This window comes from Chryseobacterium sp. MMO-72, from assembly GCF_037146035.1.
Taxonomy (GTDB): domain Bacteria; phylum Bacteroidota; class Bacteroidia; order Flavobacteriales; family Weeksellaceae; genus Chryseobacterium; species Chryseobacterium indicum.
The window spans coordinates 1-21,987 of the sequence record NZ_JBBCWG010000011.1 but is presented as its reverse complement, the minus strand read 5'-3'; the positions used below and the strand labels follow the sequence as shown (position 1 = coordinate 21,987).

Sequence of the window (21,987 nt, the reverse complement as noted above, 5' to 3'; positions counted from 1 at the left end):
GATTTCCATCAGGCAACTTTTATAGGCTGTGAGTTAAAATTTTGAAGATTCAGAAAAAATCCCCTGTTTTCGGTCATCCCATTTCGAAATAAATTCCAGAGGAGTGAGCCTCCTAATTGGGCTAAAGAAGAATTAATAAATAAATCCTGTTTCTCAAGTGCTTCTGCCAAACTGCAACTTGGAGTATCATCTACTGTTTCTGACTGTCTCAATAAATCACCGTATTCATCGGTTATAAAAGCAAGATTGGAAACCGTTTCATATTTTTGAGAATCAGGCTGTCTAATATCTCCGATTGTCGAGAGTAATACCTGTCCTGTACATTTACTGTTTCCAAAATCCATCCAATATTTTGCTGTATTACGATGTATATAAGTATCATCCAAAGTTTTTAAAACCTCAGCGATTTCAAATCTTGTTTTCACATTATCGACACAGGAAATAAAAATATTGGCGGTCATATTACTCGTAATCCTGTCCGAAGCGTCTCTTTGAAATTTTCTAGTCTCCGCTTTCCAAGCCGTTCCGAAAAATCGGTTTGTCCTGTTGATTAATGCTGTCGCTTTATTAAGTCCAAGTTCGCTTTCAGCAAAAAGCTGTCTGCCGAGATTTGCTTCTTCTACCCTATCATCATCCCATAACATTACAGAAAGTCCGGGATGATCCATTTCGTTAAGCGCATAATTTATTCTGCCCAAAGCAGTAAGCATCTGCGAACCCGTTCCTCCTGCCCCTATCAGATTTATAGATATTGGGTTTGTCGGCTGAATAAAATTACTATAGGTAAAATGAACTCTTGGCTTATTATTTACAATTGAATTATTTTGAATATTCATTACAGTAGGTTTTTTAATTTAAGATTAGATTTTATAAGCACATCATTTGGAAAATCCTTTCTGTTCTGAACAAGGTCTTTCCAAAGCGAGACACAATTTCCCTTTATAGGATTATGATTGTACATTAAGTGACTGAAATAGGAATTGAAAAAAAAATGCTCCCAAGTAGCCGTAAATTCTTCCAAGGAAGCTGACTTTTTAATTTTAGTATCAACGTTCCCCATACAAACACTCCCGTTATCATAGATGTTAAAAAATGGTGCGTGATATAGCGAAGTCTCTTCTGTTGGTCGCTGATTGTAATCAACAGCAAATATCTTCAAATGCAGTTTATCAGCACACCAAATTAAGGATGGTACTTTCGCTGTACCATTTGGTATTTCCAAATCCTTAGAAAAATATAATTCTCGTTCTGAAAATTCTGTGTACCAAATCACTTTTGCATTTTCTGAATTGTCGATGAGTAAAATATTAGAAGAAATAATTCCCTGTGGTTTAAGAAATTCTTTTTCTCTGCAATTTTGAATTTTAAGTCTTTTTGCTAAATATTTAGCTTCGTTGGTTGTAAGTGGATGTGCATTAATGGGACTGCCATCTTCATCCATATCAAAATATTCAACGTACATATCAGAAAGCTTATCATCACTTTCGTAGAAAACTAATGCTGATTTTGGATGATAAAGATTTTCAAAATCTTCTGTTACATCTTTTGCTTCAATATTATTATTTTTTCGTTTCATAACTAATTCGAGTTAAGATTTATAGACTTGAAAAGTCGCCAAGTATTCCTGCAAGCTGATTAAGAATTTCAAAAACTTCACTTTCAAAATCCAGACTGTTATCTGAAACTTCTTTCCCATCAAAAACTTTGAAAACAATAGGTTCTTGAATTTCAGCATATTCATTGAATTCATTATTTACACTATCGATAATACTTTGATATGCCCATCCTCTATCATCAGCAAAAAATGAAATGTATTTATCCATTGAAATAACGGCTTCATCATTTTCATCGTAATCGAATTCATCATCATTAGAGAAGTCCTTATTATTATTAAAATGTATGTTTCTATAGATGCGTTCTTCGGGAAATTTGCTGTATAAGGAGAAAGCTTTATTAGCAAGATTCAAACATTCAACATCAAAACTATCTTTTGCTTTAAATGAAGTTACACGCTGTTGAAAAAATGACAAATTATTGATAGATGCAATCTTCTGCTCCATAATATCACCAATTAATTCAGCCTGTTGTAATTGCTTTTTATATTCACAATTTTCATCCAATTCTTCATCTTGGTCAATCCAGTCGCTTAGCATTTCATATAACCAAAATAAGTATGAAGCTTCCTGTCTGTAATAAGGAATATCAATAATCCGATACAGATAAGTGCATACAGAAAGTAGCATTTGAGCTGTTTTTCTGTATTTCTTATGATGAAGCATATTATGAAGAGGAACGACAGGAATATAGTAAAGAGTCATTCCTGTACTGATTCTTTCTTCGCTCACAAAATATAGGCAGTTACCTTTGTGCTCCAATTTAATATCCTGCCAATTTTTGATACTCGTTTTCATTTGCTTTCGGCAATGATTCAGAGATAGTGAGATGTTATATGGAAATTCAAAATCTTTATGATCAGATTGAGAAAGATTATAATGCTCTGACATTTGGGAAAGGGATTTATAAAAATCCCTCTCCAATTTTATTGTTTTTGATTTTGACAAATTTGATGTTGTGCTACATTCTTTAAGCTTTGGCAGAAAAGCCGTTTTCAGAAAACCATTGGTATTTGTGCCAATGGGACAGACTTTCTCTGGTCTTTCTGTACTTCCGAACTGTCTTTTTCCTGCTTCATCCATTTCATAAAATCGCCTACCTGCTGATGAACCTGTTTTTGTTTTTTTTCTTCCGGAATTACTATTTTTCCTTTTATAATATTTTGTTGCATTCATCTTAATTTTGATTTAATTCATAAACTGTTATCCTTTAGTTCCCATTACACTTTCAAATTGATATTGAATAGTGTCATCTTTAATCAGAGGAGCGGAAACCTTTGCAGTGGTAAGAATTGGATAATTATTAGCATAAAAATTCATCACTGCTTCTACACTCCATTTTGGTTCGGGGTCTGTCAGGCGAATATCCTGTCCATTATCTTTCAGAATGAAAACCCGTTCTAATTGTGTTGCGAGTAACATAATCTATATTTAAATGTTGGAAATTTCTTGTGGTTCTTGTGGCTCGGAAAAAAGACTTGGAGCAAGATGGACTTCATATTGTCCCTGCTTTTTCCTGATGTTATCTGCCTTATCGGGATAATCTGAAATTTTAGGTAGAGCAGACCACGCATCTTTATATTTGCCCTCCTTTTCAAATTGCACTGCCTTTTGTAAGGATTCAGTAAATTTTTTATCCTTTGTTTCCTTTTCTTTTTTCTCCTTATCACTTTTCTCCTTTTCCATTGCAGATTTCTTCTTGGCTTCTTCCATCTGTTTCATAAAGCTTTCCATATTTACCATTAAACCCGAAGCAGTCTGTAATGGTGTGCCTACCGTTTCAAAGAATCCGTTATCAAGCTCTTCTGCTGTTCCCTTTAAATTAACAGGTGGAATCAATTTTCTTGCTTCGTCTCCACACTGCTCATTATTGAGCAATATGGATAGAACAAAGCCATTTTCTTCTGTTGGTCGAAGTATCAACTGCAAGTCACCTTTTAAATTAAGTTTGGCGAGTTGTCTAAAAAAATTGGTCTGCATAGCTTTCAATTAAGTTGTCTGTGTTAATTCGTTCAGAGAAAATTGGAGAGTCCAATATTCAGTACCCAAATGCTTTTCAAAAGCATTATAAATGGCAGTACCATCAGTAAAAACCTGCATCTGATAACAGTTTAATACAAAATCCAATGGTTTCAATTGACTGATTTCTTCTTCATTAGTTTCCACGAAAAACATATCATTGTTTTGAAACCAATCTTTAATTTCAGAGAAGCTTTCATCCGTAAACCTAAAAAAATCAACTGCTTCATCTTTATAATTAAGCCATTTGAAAAAAGTATCATTTTCAAAAGGTTTTACAGAGTCCAATCTTTCAGTACATAATTCTCTCCATTGTTCAGTAGTATGAATGATTGCAAAATCACTAAATTCATTTGAATCGATGGATTTGATAAAAAGATAATCTGTAGGAATTTTTGATATTTTCATTGTTTAAATTTTAAATTAAAATGGTAAATCATCATCCTTATCTCCGACTAAAGCACTTGCTGTTTGTGGTTTGGCTTCGATGGTTGAATTAGTATTAACATCCGCCTTACCTCCTCCTCCGTGAACTTTAATAAATGATGTGAGAAAATTTAGACCCGAACGAATCTCTCCATCTTTTCCTATCCAAGCACTTGCACTTGGTTTTCCTGTCAGCTCTACCAAAGTACCTTTGGTAAGAATTTTAGCTACATTAGAACTAATCCAGTATGAACAGTTATAAAATGTGGTCTGTTCTACTCTATCTCCTTGTTTATTTTTAAAGCTATCATTTATAGCTACTGAAAAATTAACAACTTGTCTGTCATTTGCTAATGCGTTAACTTCCGCATTCTTTGTAATTCTGCCTACGATGTTCATAATAATTGAATTTAAATTGTTTAAAATTATTTTCGTTTTCTAAAAATTTCTTGAGTGAATTGATTTGGTATCGAGGACACTCGGTTTTCTCTATTGTTTTTCCTAATTGGAAATGATTATTTATATATTTTTTTGATATTTCCGAAGATGTCAAAGAGCATAAGTTGAATTGATTTGTATAACTGAGGTTCCGGTTTTTCTTTGCTTATGACCATAGAAAAAGAGCAGGCGCATAAAACCCAAGGAAAAAGAGTCACTAATTATATTTATTTTCAGGGCTTGAAATATTTTTGTCCGAAGGATTTAGGAGTTTCTGACAAATTATCGGAACTGGTGTAGAAAATTTTTTAGATACCCAAAAAGATTTTTTTGTGAGAAAGCCTCTTTTCTACATTTGCAATTGTAAAAACAAAAACACAGTTATTAAATCAACTTATCAATTTACACTGGTGAATAATATCAAACTAATTGCAATACATATTGTTTACAATCGGTTTATTTGTAAAGATGTAAAGACATAATTTTTGTACTAAAAGATTATATTTTTTCTTTAAAAGCAAAAGCTTAAATTCCTTTTAGAGAAAAAAGAACTTTTATATATTTTTAGAAATACTTTTACTGTACTCCACTATTATCCTGCAGCAGCTGTTTGAGAGGATTTTAAGAATGAGTGTGTTTCCGAAAGATAGATGATCGCTTTTCCGAAAAAGAGATCAGTGCTTTTCCGAACATCAATCAAAATACGAATGAGTGCGTTTCCGAATTTTTCAATCCAACATTCAGTATTTATCCACAATTATCAAAATTTCGACAATGTAAAGAGTTCGTTTCCGAATCTAATAGTATAAAAGAGATAATTTTCGTCCGACTAGTTGGGTTTAGGAGCGCTTTTCCGAAATATCCAGAGTGCTTTTCCGAAATAAAATGAGCGCCTTTCCGAATTGAAGAATTTGCTTAAACCGATTATACTTTTAAATGACATAGTCATAGGCGACAAAATAAACTCAATGGTCACATATGTTCAATTCTTAATCATAGATCGCCTTGAATAAAACTTTTGAATATTCAATTATGACTTTTTACAATCATAAAAGTTCACTCCGCCATTTATAACAATTAGTTTAATAGCAGTAATACGGTTAAATATGAATTTTGTAAAATAATTTAACAAAAGAATTACTGATGAAAAACAACTTTTTTATGCTGCTTTGTTTCTGTGTTAATTCATTTCTGTTTTCTCAGGTAGGAATCAACACCTCATCTCCTGAGACTACTTTTGAAGTTGTAGGAAAAGCAGAAGACATCAATCATTATGATGGAATTCTCCCCCCACGCATTACGGGAGATCAGTTGCAGAAAAAAACATACAATTATTCAAAGAAAGGTGCTGTTATATTTGTCACCACTGCACCATCAAACTTATCAGGTCAGGTAGCTGATATTACAGAGCCAGGGCTATATTACTTTAGCGGATATTCGTGGAAATCTATATCCAATCAAAAGGAACCAATAGAATATAGAATTATTCTGTCATTTGATAACAGCAATGATGATGTTCTGACAGAATCATCAAAGTGGTCTGAGCCTCTTAATCTTTCGTCTGACAAAAATGTTTACTTAACATCCTCAAAACATTATTCGATAGGAACAAAAAAATATGGAGGCTTTAAAGGCTCGGTAACTTTAAGGAAATTAGAAGGGATAGTGAATATAAAATTTGAAATTAGCAGAGCATCTGATGCACCTAATGTTTTAGATGATGTTTTATTTGATATTTCGGGAATATGCAACGAAATCGGATACTTTCCTAAAGATATAGTTTTTATGCAAAATGAAAATTCAACTTATGTAATTCCGGTACTGCTTCAAAATAATACCATATATATTATTGCAGGAAACTTAAATATGATAAACTCAAACGCCACTGGTGAAGTGCAAGGCTACTCAAATTGGATCAAACCTCACTCCAAATAGCTATACCACAAAAGTAGATTCTAAAAACATAGTGAACTATAATCAAATAACAAAATGAAAAACAACTTTCTAAAACTATTTTTTTTATTGATAAGTGCCAACTTTTTCTCACAAGTCGGTATCAATACTCAAACGCCTAAAGCTACCTTAGAAGTAGTAGGCAAACCAGATGATGCCAATCATTTCGATGGGATCATTCTACCAAGAATTAGTGGAGATCAATTGGCAACAAAAACTTACACTACAGCACAGAAGGGAGCAATAGTTTTCGTTCTATCACCTGCCACCAATTTATCAGGGCAATCTGTTCATCTTGAAAAGTCAGGTCTATATTATTTCGACGGTCAAAAATGGGTTCCATTACTTCAAAGTGATCCATTGGAAGTTGTCTCTCAAACAGGTAATACTTCCACGCTGGAACTTATTGTAAAAAATAATCTGAAGCTTGATTTTGATCAAAAAGAAAATTATATCATCGGTAAATCTAGAAGCACTATCGCCGGTGAATACAACTCAATTTTTGCAACGGACTCAAACATAACTTCCGGAAAAGGGAATTCGGCCAGTGCCTATGCAATGTCTCAAGGAGAAATTACTGGAAAACTAAATTATGGAGCGGGGGTATCAGCACTAAATGGTATTATTAATGGAACAATTTCCGGAAACAGGAATATTGGAATCGGTGCAGGAGCAATGTCATATATCACATCAGGCAATGATAATATTTCTATAGGATATCTGTCGGGTACAGGCAATAGAACTGGATCTAATAATGTTTTTATTGGTGTCGGTGCAGGAAGCCCCGCATCTGGAAATAGAAGTATTAGTAATAAGCTGGCAATTCATTCAACACCAGTAACCACCAGTTCAACAAATTTTTGGGATAGCATTACAAACAATTATACAGACTATAAGTTTGCGCTAATCTCTGGAGATTTTTCTGAAAGATGGCTCAATATCAATGGAAAACTGAGTGTTACACCTTCACAAATGCCCGATGCAGACGGAGATCCAGCTTACACCAAAAAAGTTGTAGCCAAAGCGGATGGCAGCTTTGGTTTTGCAACTGAAGTAATTCCTATTCCCCCATCAAATGGAACCTTTATATTAAAAAGTGTGAACGGAGTGCCAGGATGGGTTACTCAATAAGATTAATTTCAAAATGAAACCGCTACTATTAAGTAGCGGTTTTGTCTTTACTGAAAACATCATCACCTTATCAGCCACTGATTCAAATCTTTATAATGTTGGTACATCCAGGAAAAATCTTCAACATTTTTATAGCTGTTGCGGATCTGCTCTACGACAGTTTTTCCCGTTTTATCATTATCAAGAAATAGAGATATTTTTTTGTATTTCTTTAGTATTTTATCTCCCGCTAAGAGCATCGATGTTGAATTAAAGACTAAATAATCTGCATCTGAAGAAAATTTATCATCTTCTATCGTTTTATATGACAAATAATCAAAAAAGCCCTCAAATACAACAATTTCATTATTTTGCTGATTTCCCTTCTTTATTAACGTCACATCTTTTGGTCCGAGGCAGATTTTAGAATATTTATTACGGACTTCAATACCTCCTGAATTATTAAAAAAAGCAATCGCAAAATAATATTTATCTTCTATTTTGTAATGGATCTCTTTGATAAGACTTTTACAATTCAAAACTCCCCTTGACTTAAGATACTCTAGCAACGCAGGATGCTCGACATCGATTGTTTTTAAAACATTATAAGTAAAGCCATCATTTGTTTCAACCACATTATCTATTGTAGGCGAAAAATCAAGCTTATTTAAATATTCAAGCGCTGTTGAAACATTACATTTATTAATAGCTTGAACTATTGATATAACATCATATATTTTACCTGTTCCAAAATCAAAAGCTGTATTCTTAATGAAATCTACAGACAGGCTGGCTGTTTTCTCTTGTCTATCTAATGCAAAATAAAATGCTGTTCTTTTGTTTTCTTTTACAGGGAATAGACCATAGGATTCCATAACCGTCCTGATACTGACGTTTTGTTTTATTTGCTCACAATTCATTGTAAATAAAATATTAGATTAATTAAAAAATGACGGGATATCCATCCGGAAGAAATTTTCCCATTCTTGTGTCCCGGTAAAGTTCTATCATAAGTTGTTGTATCTCCTTTAAAAATACCTTACCACTAAAATCAGAGGATCGTAGTTTTAATTTTCTATTTTTTTTGATAAAGTAATTGTAAGATTTCTCTATCAGCTCTCTTGTCTGTAATATATTTCGATAATGATATGCGAACTGCAGCATTTCCTGCTCCTGCAATCTGTACCTTTTTTTAAAATAATTAATTCGATAGGTGATGAACAAGTGTTCGCTATCTATATTCAAATCTGCTTCCTGAATTTTTTCAGTGGAATATGGATGAATTGCAATGTTTTCTCCTTTGCATTTGAAATTAAATGACACTGTACTGTATTTATCGAGACTGCCCTTAACCTGTTTTAAAAATTTAAAACAAAAATCATTTGCTGTTCGATAATTTAAGTCAAACTTCGAATTAAATGTTGACAGTTTCAATACAGTGCCAGTTGATGGAAGTTTAGCCAGCCAAATTGCAAATATGATATGTTTATTATTTTTAATATTATACACCAACTGATAAAGCATATAATTATATTCCGGTATTACAATTAATTTCTTCAGCCAATAACTGCTGATAAGAAAAGATGTGTAGCCTCTTTCATCGTAGGTTGGTGTTGATATAAGTCCTGCAAAAGTTTTGATTTCCTTACCTTTTCTATTCTGGGACTTATACCATCCCATCTTAAATTTTGCTAAAAACTCATAGGCATTAATTACCTGCTTTGTTGAGCCACTGGGAGAAATTTTGCTATTCTTAATTTTAAGCAGGGCGAAAGTATTATTTTCAGTCTCAAAATCATCATCGAACAAAGAGAGTTGCTTCGGACGATCTTCAGGTCTGAATTGTTCATTACTTATAATAGAGATTATATTAAATATAACCCTTAGCGCATTGATGGGAATGTTGGCGGCTTGACTATTTTCATCAAAGATAAAATCATCAACAAAATGGTTGCCTATTCTTATACTCTCAGGAATTCTTTCATTTTTAAATTCCTTGCGAATGATTTTCTGACTGCTATCTTGTAACGACATCATCTTTTTCTTTATTGCAGTTTATTAGTTCATATTCATTGTTAATTAGAACTAAAGCTCTCTCAACGTCCAGGACAATTTTTCGCCCCTCCTGAGTGATCGCATCTTTAATTTTACCGCTCTTTTTTAATCTCATAGCAGATGAAATACTGCAATTAAATAACTTGGCTATACCTTTAAGACCATACACATACTTTTCATCAATTATTTTATTTTGCTGCAAGGATCTCTTTGTACGATTTGTTATATAAATATTTTCATATTTAAATAAACTTACTAATTCCTCCCCGGTCATTTGCCAAATAAGCTTTTGCTTTAGTTTATTAATTTCGTTAGACATCGATCGCATTTTTATTAGTTATGTTGTCTTCTGCGATTTTTCTTAAAATCCGCTTCACATTCCTCGGTAATTTCCTGCAAGGTCTTTTTCTTGCCTTTAGAAATCCAGTTCAGTATTTCTTCTTCAAAAAAATATAGTTTCTTACCGTTTTTGTAGCATGGGATTTTTCTTTCTCTAACAAGAGTGTAAATGGTTGGTTTCGCTTTACCGATTAAGGATGCTACTTCATCTATTCCGATTGGAATTTTTTTGAGAGGTATAACAACATCTTCTTTTGATACCAGATGCTTTATCTCAGCAAGTTCACGAATTAAGAAGGCGACTGCTTGTGGTAAATTTTCAAATGAAATATTTTGCAAATCCATAATACTTGATTTTAATTATTATGGTGCAAATGAAAAAAGTGTTTTCGCTGTGTTTGAAAAACACGACGAAAACACTTAAAACACTGTGTTTTTGTAATCGATATTAAGCAATAAGTTTTTACCTACTGTTGAAACTTAATTTTTATAGCTCATTCTAAACGTATTAATCAATTAAAATTTATTTACTAAGATTATTTTAAAAGATTAATTTTCAAATGGTAAAAATGCAGATCTCATACGCTCTTGTTCAGATCTGGGTATTCCAATCTCGCTAGCAATACTTTCCCATCCTCTTACAACCGAAATGACTTTTTCAATGATTTCATCCATTTCATTTTCGTTCAGTCTAAATTGAGCGCCCACTTCCTTAGCAAGTTCAAGATCCAAAGCATTATTATCTGTATCAATATTTAGAGCAAGTCCTTCTTTATCCACAGACGGATTAATGTCATAGGCTGGTGAAAGTATCCATCCTTTTGGGGTTAAAATAAATCCGTGATTTCTAAGGTGATCATCTGTGTTTGATATACAAATACTAAACACGATTCTTCTCCATAATTCCTTCAAATTATTGTTAACATCAATACCGTAGTTCGTAATAAAATCAACGATATCAAGGTAACTTGCAGTTGAATCTCTTAATTTTTCTTCATTGTTTCCTGTCATAGTCATAGCTGACGAAAAATGAATTCTTCCGGAGTTTGTTCTATCAAATCTTTTGGTGAAAAATGTATGATAGCTGTTACTTAATTTTTGAATCTTTGTTTCTGACATATTAATTCCGGCATCAGTAGCTAATCGGTATGCCAGATATTCCCACGCTGCCTTATCAATTGTATCATTTTTTGAAGGAAATTTAGCAATCCATAAATTTTTTTCCTGATCCATAACATTAGCTTTCGGTCTTGCACCCCCTAATGAAGATCCTGGAACTACAAGCAGTGCTAATAACCTTTTCATTTTAGGCTCATCTTCATTTTCAAAACTTTTCACGGCTGCCTCCAACTCTCTTAATGATGACCAGGGTGGTGTAGGGTTATTCTCATCATCATCTAAAAAATTTCCATCTATTGAAGTCTTAAATCGCAGAGCACCCATCCTTGTTTGGTCATACACTCCTAATAAATAATCCAGATCATAAAGTTTCTTTTCTTTCTCTCCAGTTTCTTTGGCTACCTGAATAGATTTTCTTTTCATTAGTGTTCTTCCCCAAGTATCAGGCATACTATCCATAAAAACACCAAAATTTTCTTTATTGGTTGGATATTGTGGACCTCCAAACAACTGAAGATCAGGATCTATTAAATTTTGACCCGCACTTTTAATCCACTCTTTATCATATTCAAAACTAAAGGACTTTTTTCCTTTACCCTGATGAGCTGACAAAATCCCCATTAAATGAGGACCTTGAAGGTCAATCCAATCTGCATATACAAATATGTCAACTTTAGTAGATTTCATTTAATTATATTATTTCAGTAATTCTAAATCTTGCAATTTTCTTCCAAATTCATCATCAGATCCAAGCTTTAAAATATCATCGCTAAGACCCAATACTCTCAAAACATTAAAATATGATCCCATTGCCACACTTGGATCACCTTTTTCAATAAGATGTAGTGTTGAACGTACAATTCCGGCTCTCTCTGAAACCTGCTCTGTAGTTAATTTTCTTCTTTTTCGAGCAAGTTTAATATTCTCTCCCATTTGTTCCAGCAGAGCCAAATACTTGGGTAAAATTATTTGTTTCTTTTTCATAATGTCCGTTATTTCATACAAAATTACACATTTTGTATGAAATAACGGACATTTTAAATAAAAATCTCCTCCATTTGACTTTTCAAATAAAAAAGACTAACTTTGTATTATTTTTTATGTATACATAAGTAAATAATACTACGTACTAATGAATTTTGAAAAGATTGTTGATGCTTATATTGCTGGTAGTCCTCACAGAAAGGCTTTAAATAAAAAGGAATTTGATTATTTGGTACAGGAAATTTCGAGTTTTCGCAAATTCAAAAAATTAAGTAAAGAAATTAGCGAATACATACTTCAAAAACATTACACCTTAGAACAAGATTTATATATTTTCAATGACTCCAATCCTGAAGTTGTTGACTTGGTTTATGCGTATAACAAATATACACACTTTAGCCACCATTCAGCACTAATAATGCATCAAATAAGTACTATTGAAAACAACGCCATCTATTTATCAGAAGAGATCGATAGCATTTCCAGTCCTAAAAACACCTTAACTCAAGGAAATATAGATTTAGCTTTTAGTAAACCTCAGAGAGTCACAAAAAATATAAAGCAATTCAGAGACAAAACATTTTACTTTCTTAAAAATCAAAGCAGTACTACAATGGAAACCTTCATTAATGGAGTAAAAGTTTCAAATCTTGAAAAGACACTTATAGACTGTACTGTAAGACCACTATATTCCGGTGGAACAAAAAATATCCTTAATGCATTTGCTATGGTAAAGCAATTAATTGACGCAGATAAATTACATCATCATTATAAAAAATTATCATTTGTATATCCTTATCACCAAGCTATTGGATTCTACTTGGATAATGCAGGTTATAAAGAAGAGTTTTACAGTAAATTTCTGGCAATGAATAGTGATTATGATTTTTACTTAGACTATCAGTTAACTTCACCTCAGTACAATCCGAAGTGGCGAATCCATTACAATGAAGACATTATCCAATAAAAAAATTACTTATAATTTATCTTTATCTTTTCAAGGAAATTTCTGCACACTTCAAAGAGTTGAAAGATATTGTTTGCTTGGATAATACTATGTCTTTGCTGAAAAAGAGTTTCTCTAAATGATTCTGCATCAAAGACTGCATCAGATGGATCTTTTGTCAGGGCTAAATTAACGCTGATACCAGTTGTCAAATCGTTGTTCAAAATACTTCTGATATCAACAAGGGGCTTTAGATAAAAATTTAATTCTCCAATACGCCCCTGACTTTTTGAAAAAGGGAGATCGTGATTTTTGCCGAGTACATCCATATACTCTGTTAGACGAATCCTCATTAATTCTTTCTGCCTCTGAATATCAGTATAAGATATAAGTTCTTTCTTTATCGGGTCAATTTCACTTTCGATCCGTAAGATTTCGTTTTTGGTCACTTCTATATCAAAAAGAGGATTATCTAATTTATCCTGTTCTATAGATAGCGAATTTAATTTACCTTCAATTTGTTGCAGTAAAAAAGGAATATTCTCTACATTCTTCATTTTATGTAAAATCTATTTATGATAAAATTTCTTCTAAAAAAATTTAACTATTAATAATGTATTATAATTTTTTGAAATATTCCCGACATTTAAGTTCGTAAATGGATAGCTTCAGAAATATTAGTAAATGCTCAATAATCGCTACGACTATGCAAGGAGTTAAGATATTTATTATACTAAAATTTTAAATCTCTTTTTATTTTAATGATACCTTTTTCATCATCATCTTTTAAATGACTTTTAATTGAGTCCGTTTCAACATCTTTTAGTGAATGTTGAAAAACTTCTTTTAAAAACAATGCTACTTCATATTGATTTCGCCTATCAAAGTGCTTCCAAATGTTCCAGCCAAAATGATACAAATCCATATTAGATAATTTGTGAACCCTTACAGGGCTAAAATTTTCTATTTTTTCTTTCTTAGCATACTTTGTAATGTAGCTGCATAGGTTTTCTAAATCATTAACAGATGTGTATAGCGCAAATTGCTCCTTTGTATATCTTAATGCAATCTCAAGCTTATTATCGAACTTTACAACTTCTTTAAATTTTAAATCTTCTTTAATATCAGCAATAGTAACAGGTCCAGAAAAGAATTCATTAACCAAAACTAGATTTTTTCTTTTAGTAATAATTCTGCTTATAATTTCATAGATAGTATGCAAAAACAATGTTAGACCTGAATAAATAACAACACCTACGAAAATCACGACTATAAAAAAGATATTTGCCGTAAATTCATCGGACCCTTTATCGATAAAATATGTTCTGACTTGAGTTCCTAAAAGGATACATACCACTATAATGGGTAAATACATACATATTAATTCAAAATTTTTGACTTTCATATTTATTAGTTTGCTTGTATAATTTCTTGGTTTTCTTCTAAAATATTTTCATCCAGCTTAATAGCTCCAGCTGCTCTATTTTTCAGTTCATCAACTACTTTAGCATAAACTTGAGTTGTTGTAACTTTACTGTGTCCAAGCATTTTACTAACTGTATAAATGTCTGTTCCTAAAGAAAGCTGCAATGTTGCAAAAGTATGTCTGAAGCAATGAAAAGTTATATGCTTTGTTATTCCAGCTGATTTGACCCATTTTTCGAGAGGTCTCGAAATCCAAGAGCTATCTTGTAAATTTTCAAATACTAGCTGTTCGGGAAGTCTCGGAGTTCCGCATAAATGAATTGCTTGTTCAGAAATCGGTGTATACTCGACTCCTTTTGTTTTCTTTTGTCTAAATTGAATTTTGATTCTATTTGACTGAACATCAATTTCTTTCCACTTAAGCCTTTTAATATCACAATGTCTTAACCCTGTCAGTGCAGAAAATAAAGATGCTCTTTTCAATTCATCATTTTCACAAGGAGTATTTACTAAAAGATTAAGTTCCTCCAAAGAGAGATGTTCACGGAAAGATTCTTGCTCTCCAATACCTTTAATCTTTGCTGATAAGTCAATTATAAAATAACCATCAATAAAAGCTTGGGAAACTATTGCCTTAAAAATAGAAAAGTACGTTGCAGCACTATTATTTGAAAGAATTCCTTTCTTTTTTCCGCGATAGGGCGCCGATAAAAGATAAAGCTTAAAATCATCAGCAAAACTCAAATCAATTTTTGAAAATCTTAAATCATCTCCGGAAAACTCTATAATAAATTCAATTAAACACCTCCAGTTAGTTCTAATTGAATCAGAACTATTATTTGAGCCGTGTCTTTTCTTTAGCAACCTATTACAGTAATCTATAAATTTTTCTTTTTGTTTTTCTTGCAATTCGGCCTTAATAGCATCGCTATCACTATACAAGTCGACATTATCATATTCTTTTTGGCGTAGTTTACGAATTCCATCAGCATATAACATTGTCTCCCTGTCACGCTCACTCTTACAAACTATAATTCCATTATCATCACGCTTTGGTTTAAAGGCTTTTGTCCCGTCCTTTAGGTTAGTTCTGCTTGTTCTTTTTTTATCCCATTCAACCGTATAAACAATTCTATTGAGATACTCCCTAGAACGTTGCGGTTTATTTTTTCCAGCAATAAATACAGGATAACTCTCCAAATAGACATACCATTCATTTCTATCCTCAGCTTTACGCAATCTAACTGTAACTTGAGTTTTTGAAAGTTGTTTCATAAGCTTAATCTATAGTACCATTATATAATTTGTCAATCTCGCTTTTTGGAGCATAAACATAATTACCAATTTGACGGGTGGGAATTGAGTACTTTCTGATATGCTTGTATACACTCGTATCGTGTAACTGAAATTTTTTGGAAATCTCACCAATAGTATAGCAATTCTCTTCAGAAAGATCATACAAGTTAGGATTAGAATTTTTCTTTTCAATCTTTTCTTTAGATGCCGGAGGAAACATTTCTTGCAAAACTTCACGATTTACTTTTATTAAACGAGTTCCTTCATTAATAGAAGGTATTACATTTTGTTTGATAAGTCTATAAAGTGTTCTTTTTGCAATGTCAAAGAGTAAAACAGCTTCAGGGACTGTCAAGAGAATTTTATCTAAAGGAATCTGATCAATCAGTTCTTGTCTTTTTAATTCTAATTTTTCTTGACGCTTTCTTTTCTGGTAAGCATTTTTTATACACTGCTCACGACAATAAAATGAAGTTACTGTCTTAGGTATAAATTCCTGCGAACAATGCAGACATTCTCTTTTAATCCTTTTAATCATACATATAGAAAAACTAAAGGTAAGAAAAAAAATCTTAAGTGCCACATCTTCTCTGCTTAAGTGCCGGTACAAATATGGTACAAATGTGTAATAAAAAACACTTAAAAAAGCACAAAATCAAAAATCTTTGAAAAAACAAAAATCCCCACAAACATACGCCTGTGGGGATTTTCTATATTTTGTTAATTAATATTAATCAATAACTACTTAACTTCTTCGAAATCTGCATCCTGTACATCTTCTGCACCTCCTGCATTTCCTGTGTTCTGTGCTCCTGCATCAGCTCCCGGCTGTTGTCCTGCTGCATATAATTCTTCTGAAGCTGCCATCCAAGCTGCGTCTAAAGCTTCTGTTTTAGCTTTTACATCGTCTGCATTTTTAGCTTCGAAAGCCGTTTTCAGTTCTCCGTGAGCGGCTTCAATAGCTGCTTTTTTATCAGCAGATAATTTTTCACCAAACTCTTTCAGTTGCTTTTCAGTCTGGAAGATCAATCCGTCTGCTTTGTTGAAGATTTCAACTTCTTCTTTTTTCTTAGCATCGGCAGAAGCATTTTCCTGAGCTTCTTTCTTCATTCTTTCGATTTCTTCGTCAGAAAGACCTGAAGACGCCTGAATTTTAATAGACTGTTCTTTACCAGTTCCTTTATCTTTAGCAGAAACACTTAAGATACCGTTTGCATCAATATCGAATGTTACTTCGATTTGAGGAACTCCTCTTGGCGCAGGTGGAATATCTGTAAGGTCGAATCTACCGATTTCTTTGTTGTCGTTGAACATTGGTCTTTCTCCCTGTCCTACTCTGATGCTTACAGCCGGCTGGTTGTCAGAAGCTGTAGAGAATACCTCAGATTTTTTAGTTGGGATCGTAGTGTTCGCTTCAATTAATTTAGTGAAAACAGAGCCCATTGTTTCGATACCTAAAGAAAGTGGCGTAACGTCTAATAAAAGAACGTCTTTTACATCTCCGGTTAATACACCTCCCTGAATTGCCGCACCAATTGCTACAACCTCATCCGGGTTAACTCCTTTAGACGGTTTTTTACCGAAGAATTTTTCCACTTCTTCCTGAATAATCGGGATTCTTGTAGAACCTCCTACCAAGATTACCTCGTCGATATCTGAAGTAGATAAACCTGCATCTTTCAATGCTTTAGCAACCGGCTCCATAGATCTTCTTACCAAATCTGCAGATAACTGCTCGAATTTAGCTTTCGTTAAAGTCTTCACTAGGTGTTTAGGACCTGTAGCAGTAGCTGTGATATATGGTAGGTTAATTTCTGTTTGTGGAGAAGAAGACAACTCGATTTTAGCTTTTTCGGCAGCTTCTTTCAATCTCTGCAATGCGATTGCATCAGACTTTAAGTCAACACCTTCTTCAGATTTGAATTCATCTGCCATCCAGTTGATGATTACATCATCAAAATCATCACCTCCTAAGTGCGTATCTCCGTTTGTAGACAATACTTCGAATACACCATCTCCTAAATCTAGGATAGAGATATCGAAAGTACCACCTCCTAAATCGTATACCGCGATTTTCTGGTCTTTGTGGTTTTTATCTAAACCGTAAGCTAATGCAGCAGCAGTAGGCTCGTTGATGATTCTTTCTACTTTAAGACCTGCGATTTCACCCGCTTCTTTAGTAGCCTGTCTCTGCGCGTCGTTGAAGTATGCAGGAACCGTAATTACCGCTCTTGTTACTTCCTGTCCAAGATAATCTTCAGCAGTTTTCTTCATTTTCTGAAGCGTCATTGCAGAAATTTCCTGTGGAGTATATTCTCTGTCGTCGATTTTTACTTTTACGGTATCGTTTGGTCCGGAAACTACTTCATAAGGCACTCTTGAAATTTCTTTCGCATCTTCTTTAAAGTGAGTTCCGATGAATCTTTTAATTGAATATACTGTTTTCTTTGGATTCGTTACCGCCTGTCTTTTTGCAGGATCTCCTACTTTTCTTTCACCATCTTCTGTAAACGCAACGATAGACGGCGTTGTTCTTTTACCTTCTGCGTTAGGAATAACAACAGGGTCTTTACCCTCCATTACAGCAACACAAGAGTTGGTTGTTCCTAAGTCAATTCCAATTATTTTACTCATAATATTTTTATATTTTTTTCTAATTTTTAATTTTAATTTACACTCAGTATTTCTCAATATTTATACCATTCAAAATTTTGTGACAAATTGACAGAAACAATCTGAAACAGGAAAAAATAATTTTATTTTTCAGCTTGAAAATTTTAGAAATACAGTTTAGAATAAACCTAAACTTTACTTTTTATATGATTTGAATTTTTGTCACAAAACCTTTTAATACTTGTTAAACCGTATCAATTTTGTCACTTTACGACTTTAAAATAAAAATATCAGTCAGAATTATAATTTTCCAGATAGTTTTTAATAACTTTAATGGATTACAAAAATCATCCGGTTCAGAATCTTTTTCGCTCCATAAATTTAATTAAAGCTTAACGCAAAAAGGTTTCAAAAGATACCACGAATTATTATTTTTGATAAATTATACACTAGAGAATGTCATTACATTTCAATCCGAGAGATATTACCTGGCTTGCCTTCAACGAGAGGGTTTTACAGGAAGCCATGGACGAAAAAGTCCCTTTACATTTAAGAATCCGTTTTTTAGGAATTTTCTCCAACAATTTAGACGAATTTTTCCGTGTGCGGGTTGCAGGTTTAAAGCGCGCCATGGATTTCAAAGAAAAAGTTATTGCAGAATCTTTTTATCAGCCGCCTTCCAAAATTCTCCAGAAGATCAATGATATTGTGATGCGACAGCAGCAGAATTTTGACAAAACGTGGAAGAAAATTCTTGCTGAAATGGCGGAACATCATGTTTACATTAAAACAGCCAAAAATTTATCTTCCAATCAGAAGGAGTTTGTAAGAAAATATTTTGATGAAGTGGTAGAATCCAACGTTATTCCTATTCTGCTTCATGAAAATACACCTATGCCTTACATGCGGGACAAAAGTCTTTATCTGGGTGTCGCAATGCGGAAAAAAGACTGGCAATATTCCAGCAATTATGCCATTATTGAAATTCCTTCAAGATTTGTAGGAAGATTTGTTCTGCTTCCTTCCGAAGATGTGGAAGAGAAAAATGTAATGCTTCTGGAAGATGTGATCACCTTTAATTTACCCCATATTTTTTCTTATTTCGGATATGATGAATTTGCTGCCAATGCTTTTAAGGTAACCAAAGATGCCGAACTGGAACTTGATAATGACATCCGTACCAATTTTGCCGAAAAAATTGAAAAAGGTTTAAAAAACAGAAGAAAAGGAAAACCTACCCGTTTTGTTTTCGATAAAGATATGGACAAGGCTCTTCTTGAGATGCTGATCCGAAAATTAAATCTGACGAAAAAAGACAGCATCATTCCCGGAGGAAAAATTCATAATTTTAAACATTTCATGGATTTTCCGGATGTTTTTGAGAGGTATGAAAAGCCTGTTGAAAGAACTTCTTTCACCCACCCTGCTTTTGAAAACACGGAAAGAGTAACGGATGTTATTCTGAAACACGATGTTCTACTCACCTTCCCTTATCACAAATACAATCCTGTAATTGATCTTCTTCGTGAAGCAGCAATGGATCCCGATGTAAAATCGATTCAGATCACAGCCTATCGTTTAGCGAGCAGTTCGAAAATCATCAATGCTTTAATCTATGCGGCAAGAAACGGTAAAGAAGTAACGGTAATGCTTGAGCTTCAGGCAAGATTTGATGAAGAATCGAACCTTGAATGGAAGGAAATGCTGGAACCGGAAGGAATCACGGTATTGATAGGGCTTCCGAATAAGAAAGTCCATGCCAAATTATGCGTCATAAAGAAAAGGTCTCACAACAAAACCATCCAGTACGGTTTTGTAAGTACCGGAAATTTCAATGAAAAAACCGCCAGAATTTATGGAGATCATCTGCTAATGACCGCAGACCGCGGAATTATGGCAGACATTAATAAGGTTTTTAATGTTCTGAAAAAGCCGAAGGAAGATTATCTGCCTGTTCTTAAAACCTGTAAGAGTTTACTTGTCTGTCCGCAGTTCATGCGTGAAAAGATTCTACATCATATTGATAAGGAAATTGAAGAAGCCAAAGCGGGAAGGCACGCAGAAATGATTGTTAAAGCCAATTCTGTAAGCGATCGCTTTCTGATTGAAAAGTTATATGAAGCAGCACAAGCCGGAGTTGTCATCAGAATGATTGTAAGAGGAATTTACTGTGCGGTGAACCAAAAAGAGTTTAAAGAAAAAATAAAGGCAATCAGCATTGTAGACGAATATCTGGAACACGCCAGAGTGATGTATTTTTACAATAAAGGAGCCGAAGATATGTATATTTCTTCCGCAGACTGGATGACGAGGAATCTGGATTACAGAATTGAAGCCGCTGCAAAAATTACCGATAAAAATTTAAAGAAAGAATTGAAGGATATTCTCGACATCCAGTTGAAAGATAATGTAAAAGCCCGTATTTTAGACAAAAAACTGAGCAACGAATATATTGATAACGATAAGGAAGAGTGCCGTTCTCAGATTGAAACGTATCGATATTTAAAAGCCAAAACGAATAAAAAATGAAGATCGCAGCCATAGATATAGGAAGTAATGCCGCCCGACTTTTGATTAATGAAGTAAAAATAAACAATAAACAGCCCGAATTTATTAAGCTGAATCTTTTGAGAATTCCTCTGAGACTGGGAATGGATGTCTTTAGCTTAGGAAAGATCGGAGAGGAAAGAGAAAAAATGGTAATCGACTCGATGAAGATTTTCAGCGATCTGATGAAAATTTACAAAGTGGAACATTACAGAGCCTGTGCTACGAGTGCCATGCGTGACGCAGCTAACGGACAGAAAATTATTGAAGAGGTGAAAAGAACTTCAGGAATTAATATTGAAATAATTTCCGGAGACGAAGAAGCAACTCTGGTTTTTGAAAATCATGTTGCTGAAGGACTTGATAAAGAATTTGCCTATCTGTACATTGATGTTGGTGGAGGTTCTACAGAGCTTACCTTCTACGAAAACGGAAAAATGAAGTACGAAAAGTCTTTTAATATCGGAACCATACGTTTGCTAAACAATCTGGTAACGCCCGACAACTGGAAAGATATGAAGGAAGAAATCCGAAAAAATATCAACAGCAAAAAGCCGATTGTTGCCATCGGGTCAGGAGGAAACATCAACAAAGTTTTTTCCATGAGCAAAACGAAAGATGGCAAACCGATGTCTCTTTCTCATCTTAAAAAAGTGTATAAAGAGTTTGATGATCTTACCGTTGATGAAAGAATGACAAAATATAATCTTCGCGAAGACAGAGCCGATGTTCTGGTTCATGCTTTACAGATCTTCAACAATGTGATGTCATGGTCGGAAATCAACAGGATTTTTGTACCTAAAATTTCTGTTGCAGATGGTTTAATCCACAATATTTACAGCAAATTGCAGGATAAGAAGTAAACATATTATGGTATAGAAAATTTAAAAGCCGATCAGTTCAATCTGGTCGGCTTTTTTATTTATGGTTTCAGAAGGTTTTTGCATGATTTGAAGGTTTCGGGGGGGGGGGGGGCGCCCCCCCCAAAAAAAAAAACACAAGAAAAAAAGTTTAAAAAAAAAAAAAAAAAAAAAAAAAAAAAAAAAAATTTTATTTTTTTTTAACCAAAAAAAAAAAAAAAATAAAAAAAAAAGAAAAAAAAAA

The 21,987-nt window shown here is 33.4% G+C and carries 24 protein-coding genes; 5 read left to right on the top strand and 19 right to left on the bottom strand.

Annotated elements, in window-relative coordinates:
* Positions 1–8: 8 nt before the first annotated feature.
* The 8 genes from WFH39_RS14655 to WFH39_RS14620 all read right to left on the bottom strand — a co-directional run bounded on the left by WFH39_RS14655 (position 9) and on the right by WFH39_RS14620 (position 4,457).
* The gene (locus WFH39_RS14655) at positions 9–836 is read right to left on the bottom strand and encodes a PRTRC system ThiF family protein (RefSeq protein WP_002977279.1); all 828 of its coding nucleotides are present in this window, start codon (positions 834–836) and stop codon (positions 9–11) included.
* Positions 836–1,576 (bottom strand): PRTRC system protein B, encoded by a 741-nt coding sequence (locus WFH39_RS14650; protein WP_002977276.1) that lies wholly within the window; start codon positions 1,574–1,576, stop codon positions 836–838. The genes WFH39_RS14655 and WFH39_RS14650 overlap by 1 nt, the downstream gene beginning before the upstream one ends.
* 19 nt (positions 1,577–1,595) lie before the next feature.
* The gene (locus WFH39_RS14645; RefSeq protein WP_002977274.1) at positions 1,596–2,537 is read right to left on the bottom strand and encodes a hypothetical protein; all 942 of its coding nucleotides are present in this window, start codon (positions 2,535–2,537) and stop codon (positions 1,596–1,598) included.
* Between the two features lie 71 nt (positions 2,538–2,608).
* Positions 2,609–2,785 (bottom strand): hypothetical protein, encoded by a 177-nt coding sequence (locus WFH39_RS14640; RefSeq protein ID WP_002977271.1) that lies wholly within the window; start codon positions 2,783–2,785, stop codon positions 2,609–2,611.
* Between the two features lie 31 nt (positions 2,786–2,816).
* Positions 2,817–3,035 (bottom strand): PRTRC system protein C, encoded by a 219-nt coding sequence (locus WFH39_RS14635; protein ID WP_002977268.1) that lies wholly within the window; start codon positions 3,033–3,035, stop codon positions 2,817–2,819.
* Between the two features lie 9 nt (positions 3,036–3,044).
* Positions 3,045–3,593 carry a PRTRC system protein E gene (locus tag WFH39_RS14630; RefSeq protein WP_336690450.1) on the bottom strand — a complete coding sequence of 183 codons (549 nt, stop codon included), beginning with the start codon at positions 3,591–3,593 and terminating at the stop codon, positions 3,045–3,047.
* 9 nt (positions 3,594–3,602) lie between these two features.
* Positions 3,603–4,040, bottom strand: coding sequence for a hypothetical protein (locus WFH39_RS14625; RefSeq protein ID WP_002977264.1), 438 nt, complete (start codon positions 4,038–4,040; stop codon positions 3,603–3,605).
* Between the two features lie 15 nt (positions 4,041–4,055).
* Positions 4,056–4,457 (bottom strand): single-stranded DNA-binding protein, encoded by a 402-nt coding sequence (locus tag WFH39_RS14620; RefSeq protein ID WP_002977263.1) that lies wholly within the window; start codon positions 4,455–4,457, stop codon positions 4,056–4,058.
* 1,182 nt (positions 4,458–5,639) lie between these two features.
* On the opposite strand from WFH39_RS14620, the gene WFH39_RS14615 reads away from it, so the two are divergent.
* Both WFH39_RS14615 and WFH39_RS14610 read left to right on the top strand, forming a co-directional pair.
* Entirely contained in the window at positions 5,640–6,431 is a 792-nt protein-coding gene (locus tag WFH39_RS14615) for a hypothetical protein (protein ID WP_002977259.1), read from the top strand.
* Positions 6,432–6,485: 54 nt separating this feature from the next.
* Positions 6,486–7,580 carry a hypothetical protein gene (locus tag WFH39_RS14610; RefSeq protein WP_002977257.1) on the top strand — a complete coding sequence of 365 codons (1,095 nt, stop codon included), beginning with the start codon at positions 6,486–6,488 and terminating at the stop codon, positions 7,578–7,580.
* 62 nt (positions 7,581–7,642) lie between these two features.
* Here the strand turns inward: WFH39_RS14610 and WFH39_RS14605 are convergent, their stop codons facing one another.
* The 6 genes from WFH39_RS14605 to WFH39_RS14580 form a co-directional block, all read right to left on the bottom strand.
* On the bottom strand, positions 7,643–8,479 hold the full coding sequence (locus WFH39_RS14605) for a toprim domain-containing protein (RefSeq protein ID WP_002977256.1): 837 nt from the start codon (positions 8,477–8,479) through the stop codon (positions 7,643–7,645).
* A 22-nt stretch (positions 8,480–8,501) separates the two neighbouring features.
* A complete protein-coding gene (locus tag WFH39_RS14600; RefSeq protein ID WP_027383751.1) occupies positions 8,502–9,593 on the bottom strand; it encodes a hypothetical protein in 1,092 nt (363 codons plus the stop codon).
* Complete coding sequence (locus WFH39_RS14595; protein WP_002977252.1) at positions 9,577–9,933, bottom strand: DUF3853 family protein; 357 nt, start codon at positions 9,931–9,933, stop codon at positions 9,577–9,579. Before WFH39_RS14595 ends, WFH39_RS14600 begins: the two co-directional genes overlap by 17 nt.
* Positions 9,934–9,947: 14 nt before the next feature.
* Positions 9,948–10,298, bottom strand: a complete 351-nt coding sequence (locus WFH39_RS14590) for a helix-turn-helix domain-containing protein (protein WP_002977250.1) — start codon at positions 10,296–10,298, stop codon at positions 9,948–9,950.
* A gap of 204 nt (positions 10,299–10,502) precedes the next feature.
* Entirely contained in the window at positions 10,503–11,759 is a 1,257-nt protein-coding gene (locus tag WFH39_RS14585; RefSeq protein WP_002977248.1) for a type II toxin-antitoxin system HipA family toxin, read from the bottom strand.
* Positions 11,760–11,768: 9 nt separating this feature from the next.
* Entirely contained in the window at positions 11,769–12,056 is a 288-nt protein-coding gene (locus tag WFH39_RS14580) for a helix-turn-helix domain-containing protein (protein ID WP_002977244.1), read from the bottom strand.
* Between the two features lie 148 nt (positions 12,057–12,204).
* On the opposite strand from WFH39_RS14580, the gene WFH39_RS14575 reads away from it, so the two are divergent.
* Positions 12,205–13,023, top strand: coding sequence for a hypothetical protein (locus WFH39_RS14575; RefSeq protein ID WP_002977242.1), 819 nt, complete (start codon positions 12,205–12,207; stop codon positions 13,021–13,023).
* 5 nt (positions 13,024–13,028) lie between these two features.
* On the opposite strand, the gene WFH39_RS14570 is transcribed toward WFH39_RS14575, so the two are convergent.
* From WFH39_RS14570 to dnaK, 5 genes are all read right to left on the bottom strand, one after another.
* The gene (locus WFH39_RS14570; protein WP_002977239.1) at positions 13,029–13,559 is read right to left on the bottom strand and encodes a hypothetical protein; all 531 of its coding nucleotides are present in this window, start codon (positions 13,557–13,559) and stop codon (positions 13,029–13,031) included.
* Between the two features lie 176 nt (positions 13,560–13,735).
* Positions 13,736–14,407, bottom strand: a complete 672-nt coding sequence (locus WFH39_RS14565; protein WP_002977238.1) for a hypothetical protein — start codon at positions 14,405–14,407, stop codon at positions 13,736–13,738.
* Positions 14,408–14,412: 5 nt separating this feature from the next.
* Entirely contained in the window at positions 14,413–15,702 is a 1,290-nt protein-coding gene (locus WFH39_RS14560) for a site-specific integrase (protein ID WP_002977236.1), read from the bottom strand.
* Positions 15,703–15,706: 4 nt separating this feature from the next.
* Positions 15,707–16,306 (bottom strand): helix-turn-helix domain-containing protein, encoded by a 600-nt coding sequence (locus tag WFH39_RS14555; RefSeq protein ID WP_228370502.1) that lies wholly within the window; start codon positions 16,304–16,306, stop codon positions 15,707–15,709.
* 158 nt (positions 16,307–16,464) lie between these two features.
* Positions 16,465–18,357 (bottom strand): molecular chaperone DnaK, encoded by a 1,893-nt coding sequence (gene dnaK / locus WFH39_RS14550; RefSeq protein WP_214590575.1) that lies wholly within the window; start codon positions 18,355–18,357, stop codon positions 16,465–16,467.
* A gap of 435 nt (positions 18,358–18,792) precedes the next feature.
* Between dnaK and ppk1 the strand changes: the two genes are divergently transcribed.
* Both ppk1 and WFH39_RS14540 read left to right on the top strand, forming a co-directional pair.
* Complete coding sequence (gene ppk1, locus WFH39_RS14545; RefSeq protein WP_336690449.1) at positions 18,793–20,865, top strand: polyphosphate kinase 1; 2,073 nt, start codon at positions 18,793–18,795, stop codon at positions 20,863–20,865.
* A complete protein-coding gene (locus WFH39_RS14540) occupies positions 20,862–21,746 on the top strand; it encodes a Ppx/GppA phosphatase family protein (protein ID WP_235129897.1) in 885 nt (294 codons plus the stop codon). Before ppk1 ends, WFH39_RS14540 begins: the two co-directional genes overlap by 4 nt.
* Positions 21,747–21,987: the final 241 nt, after the last annotated feature.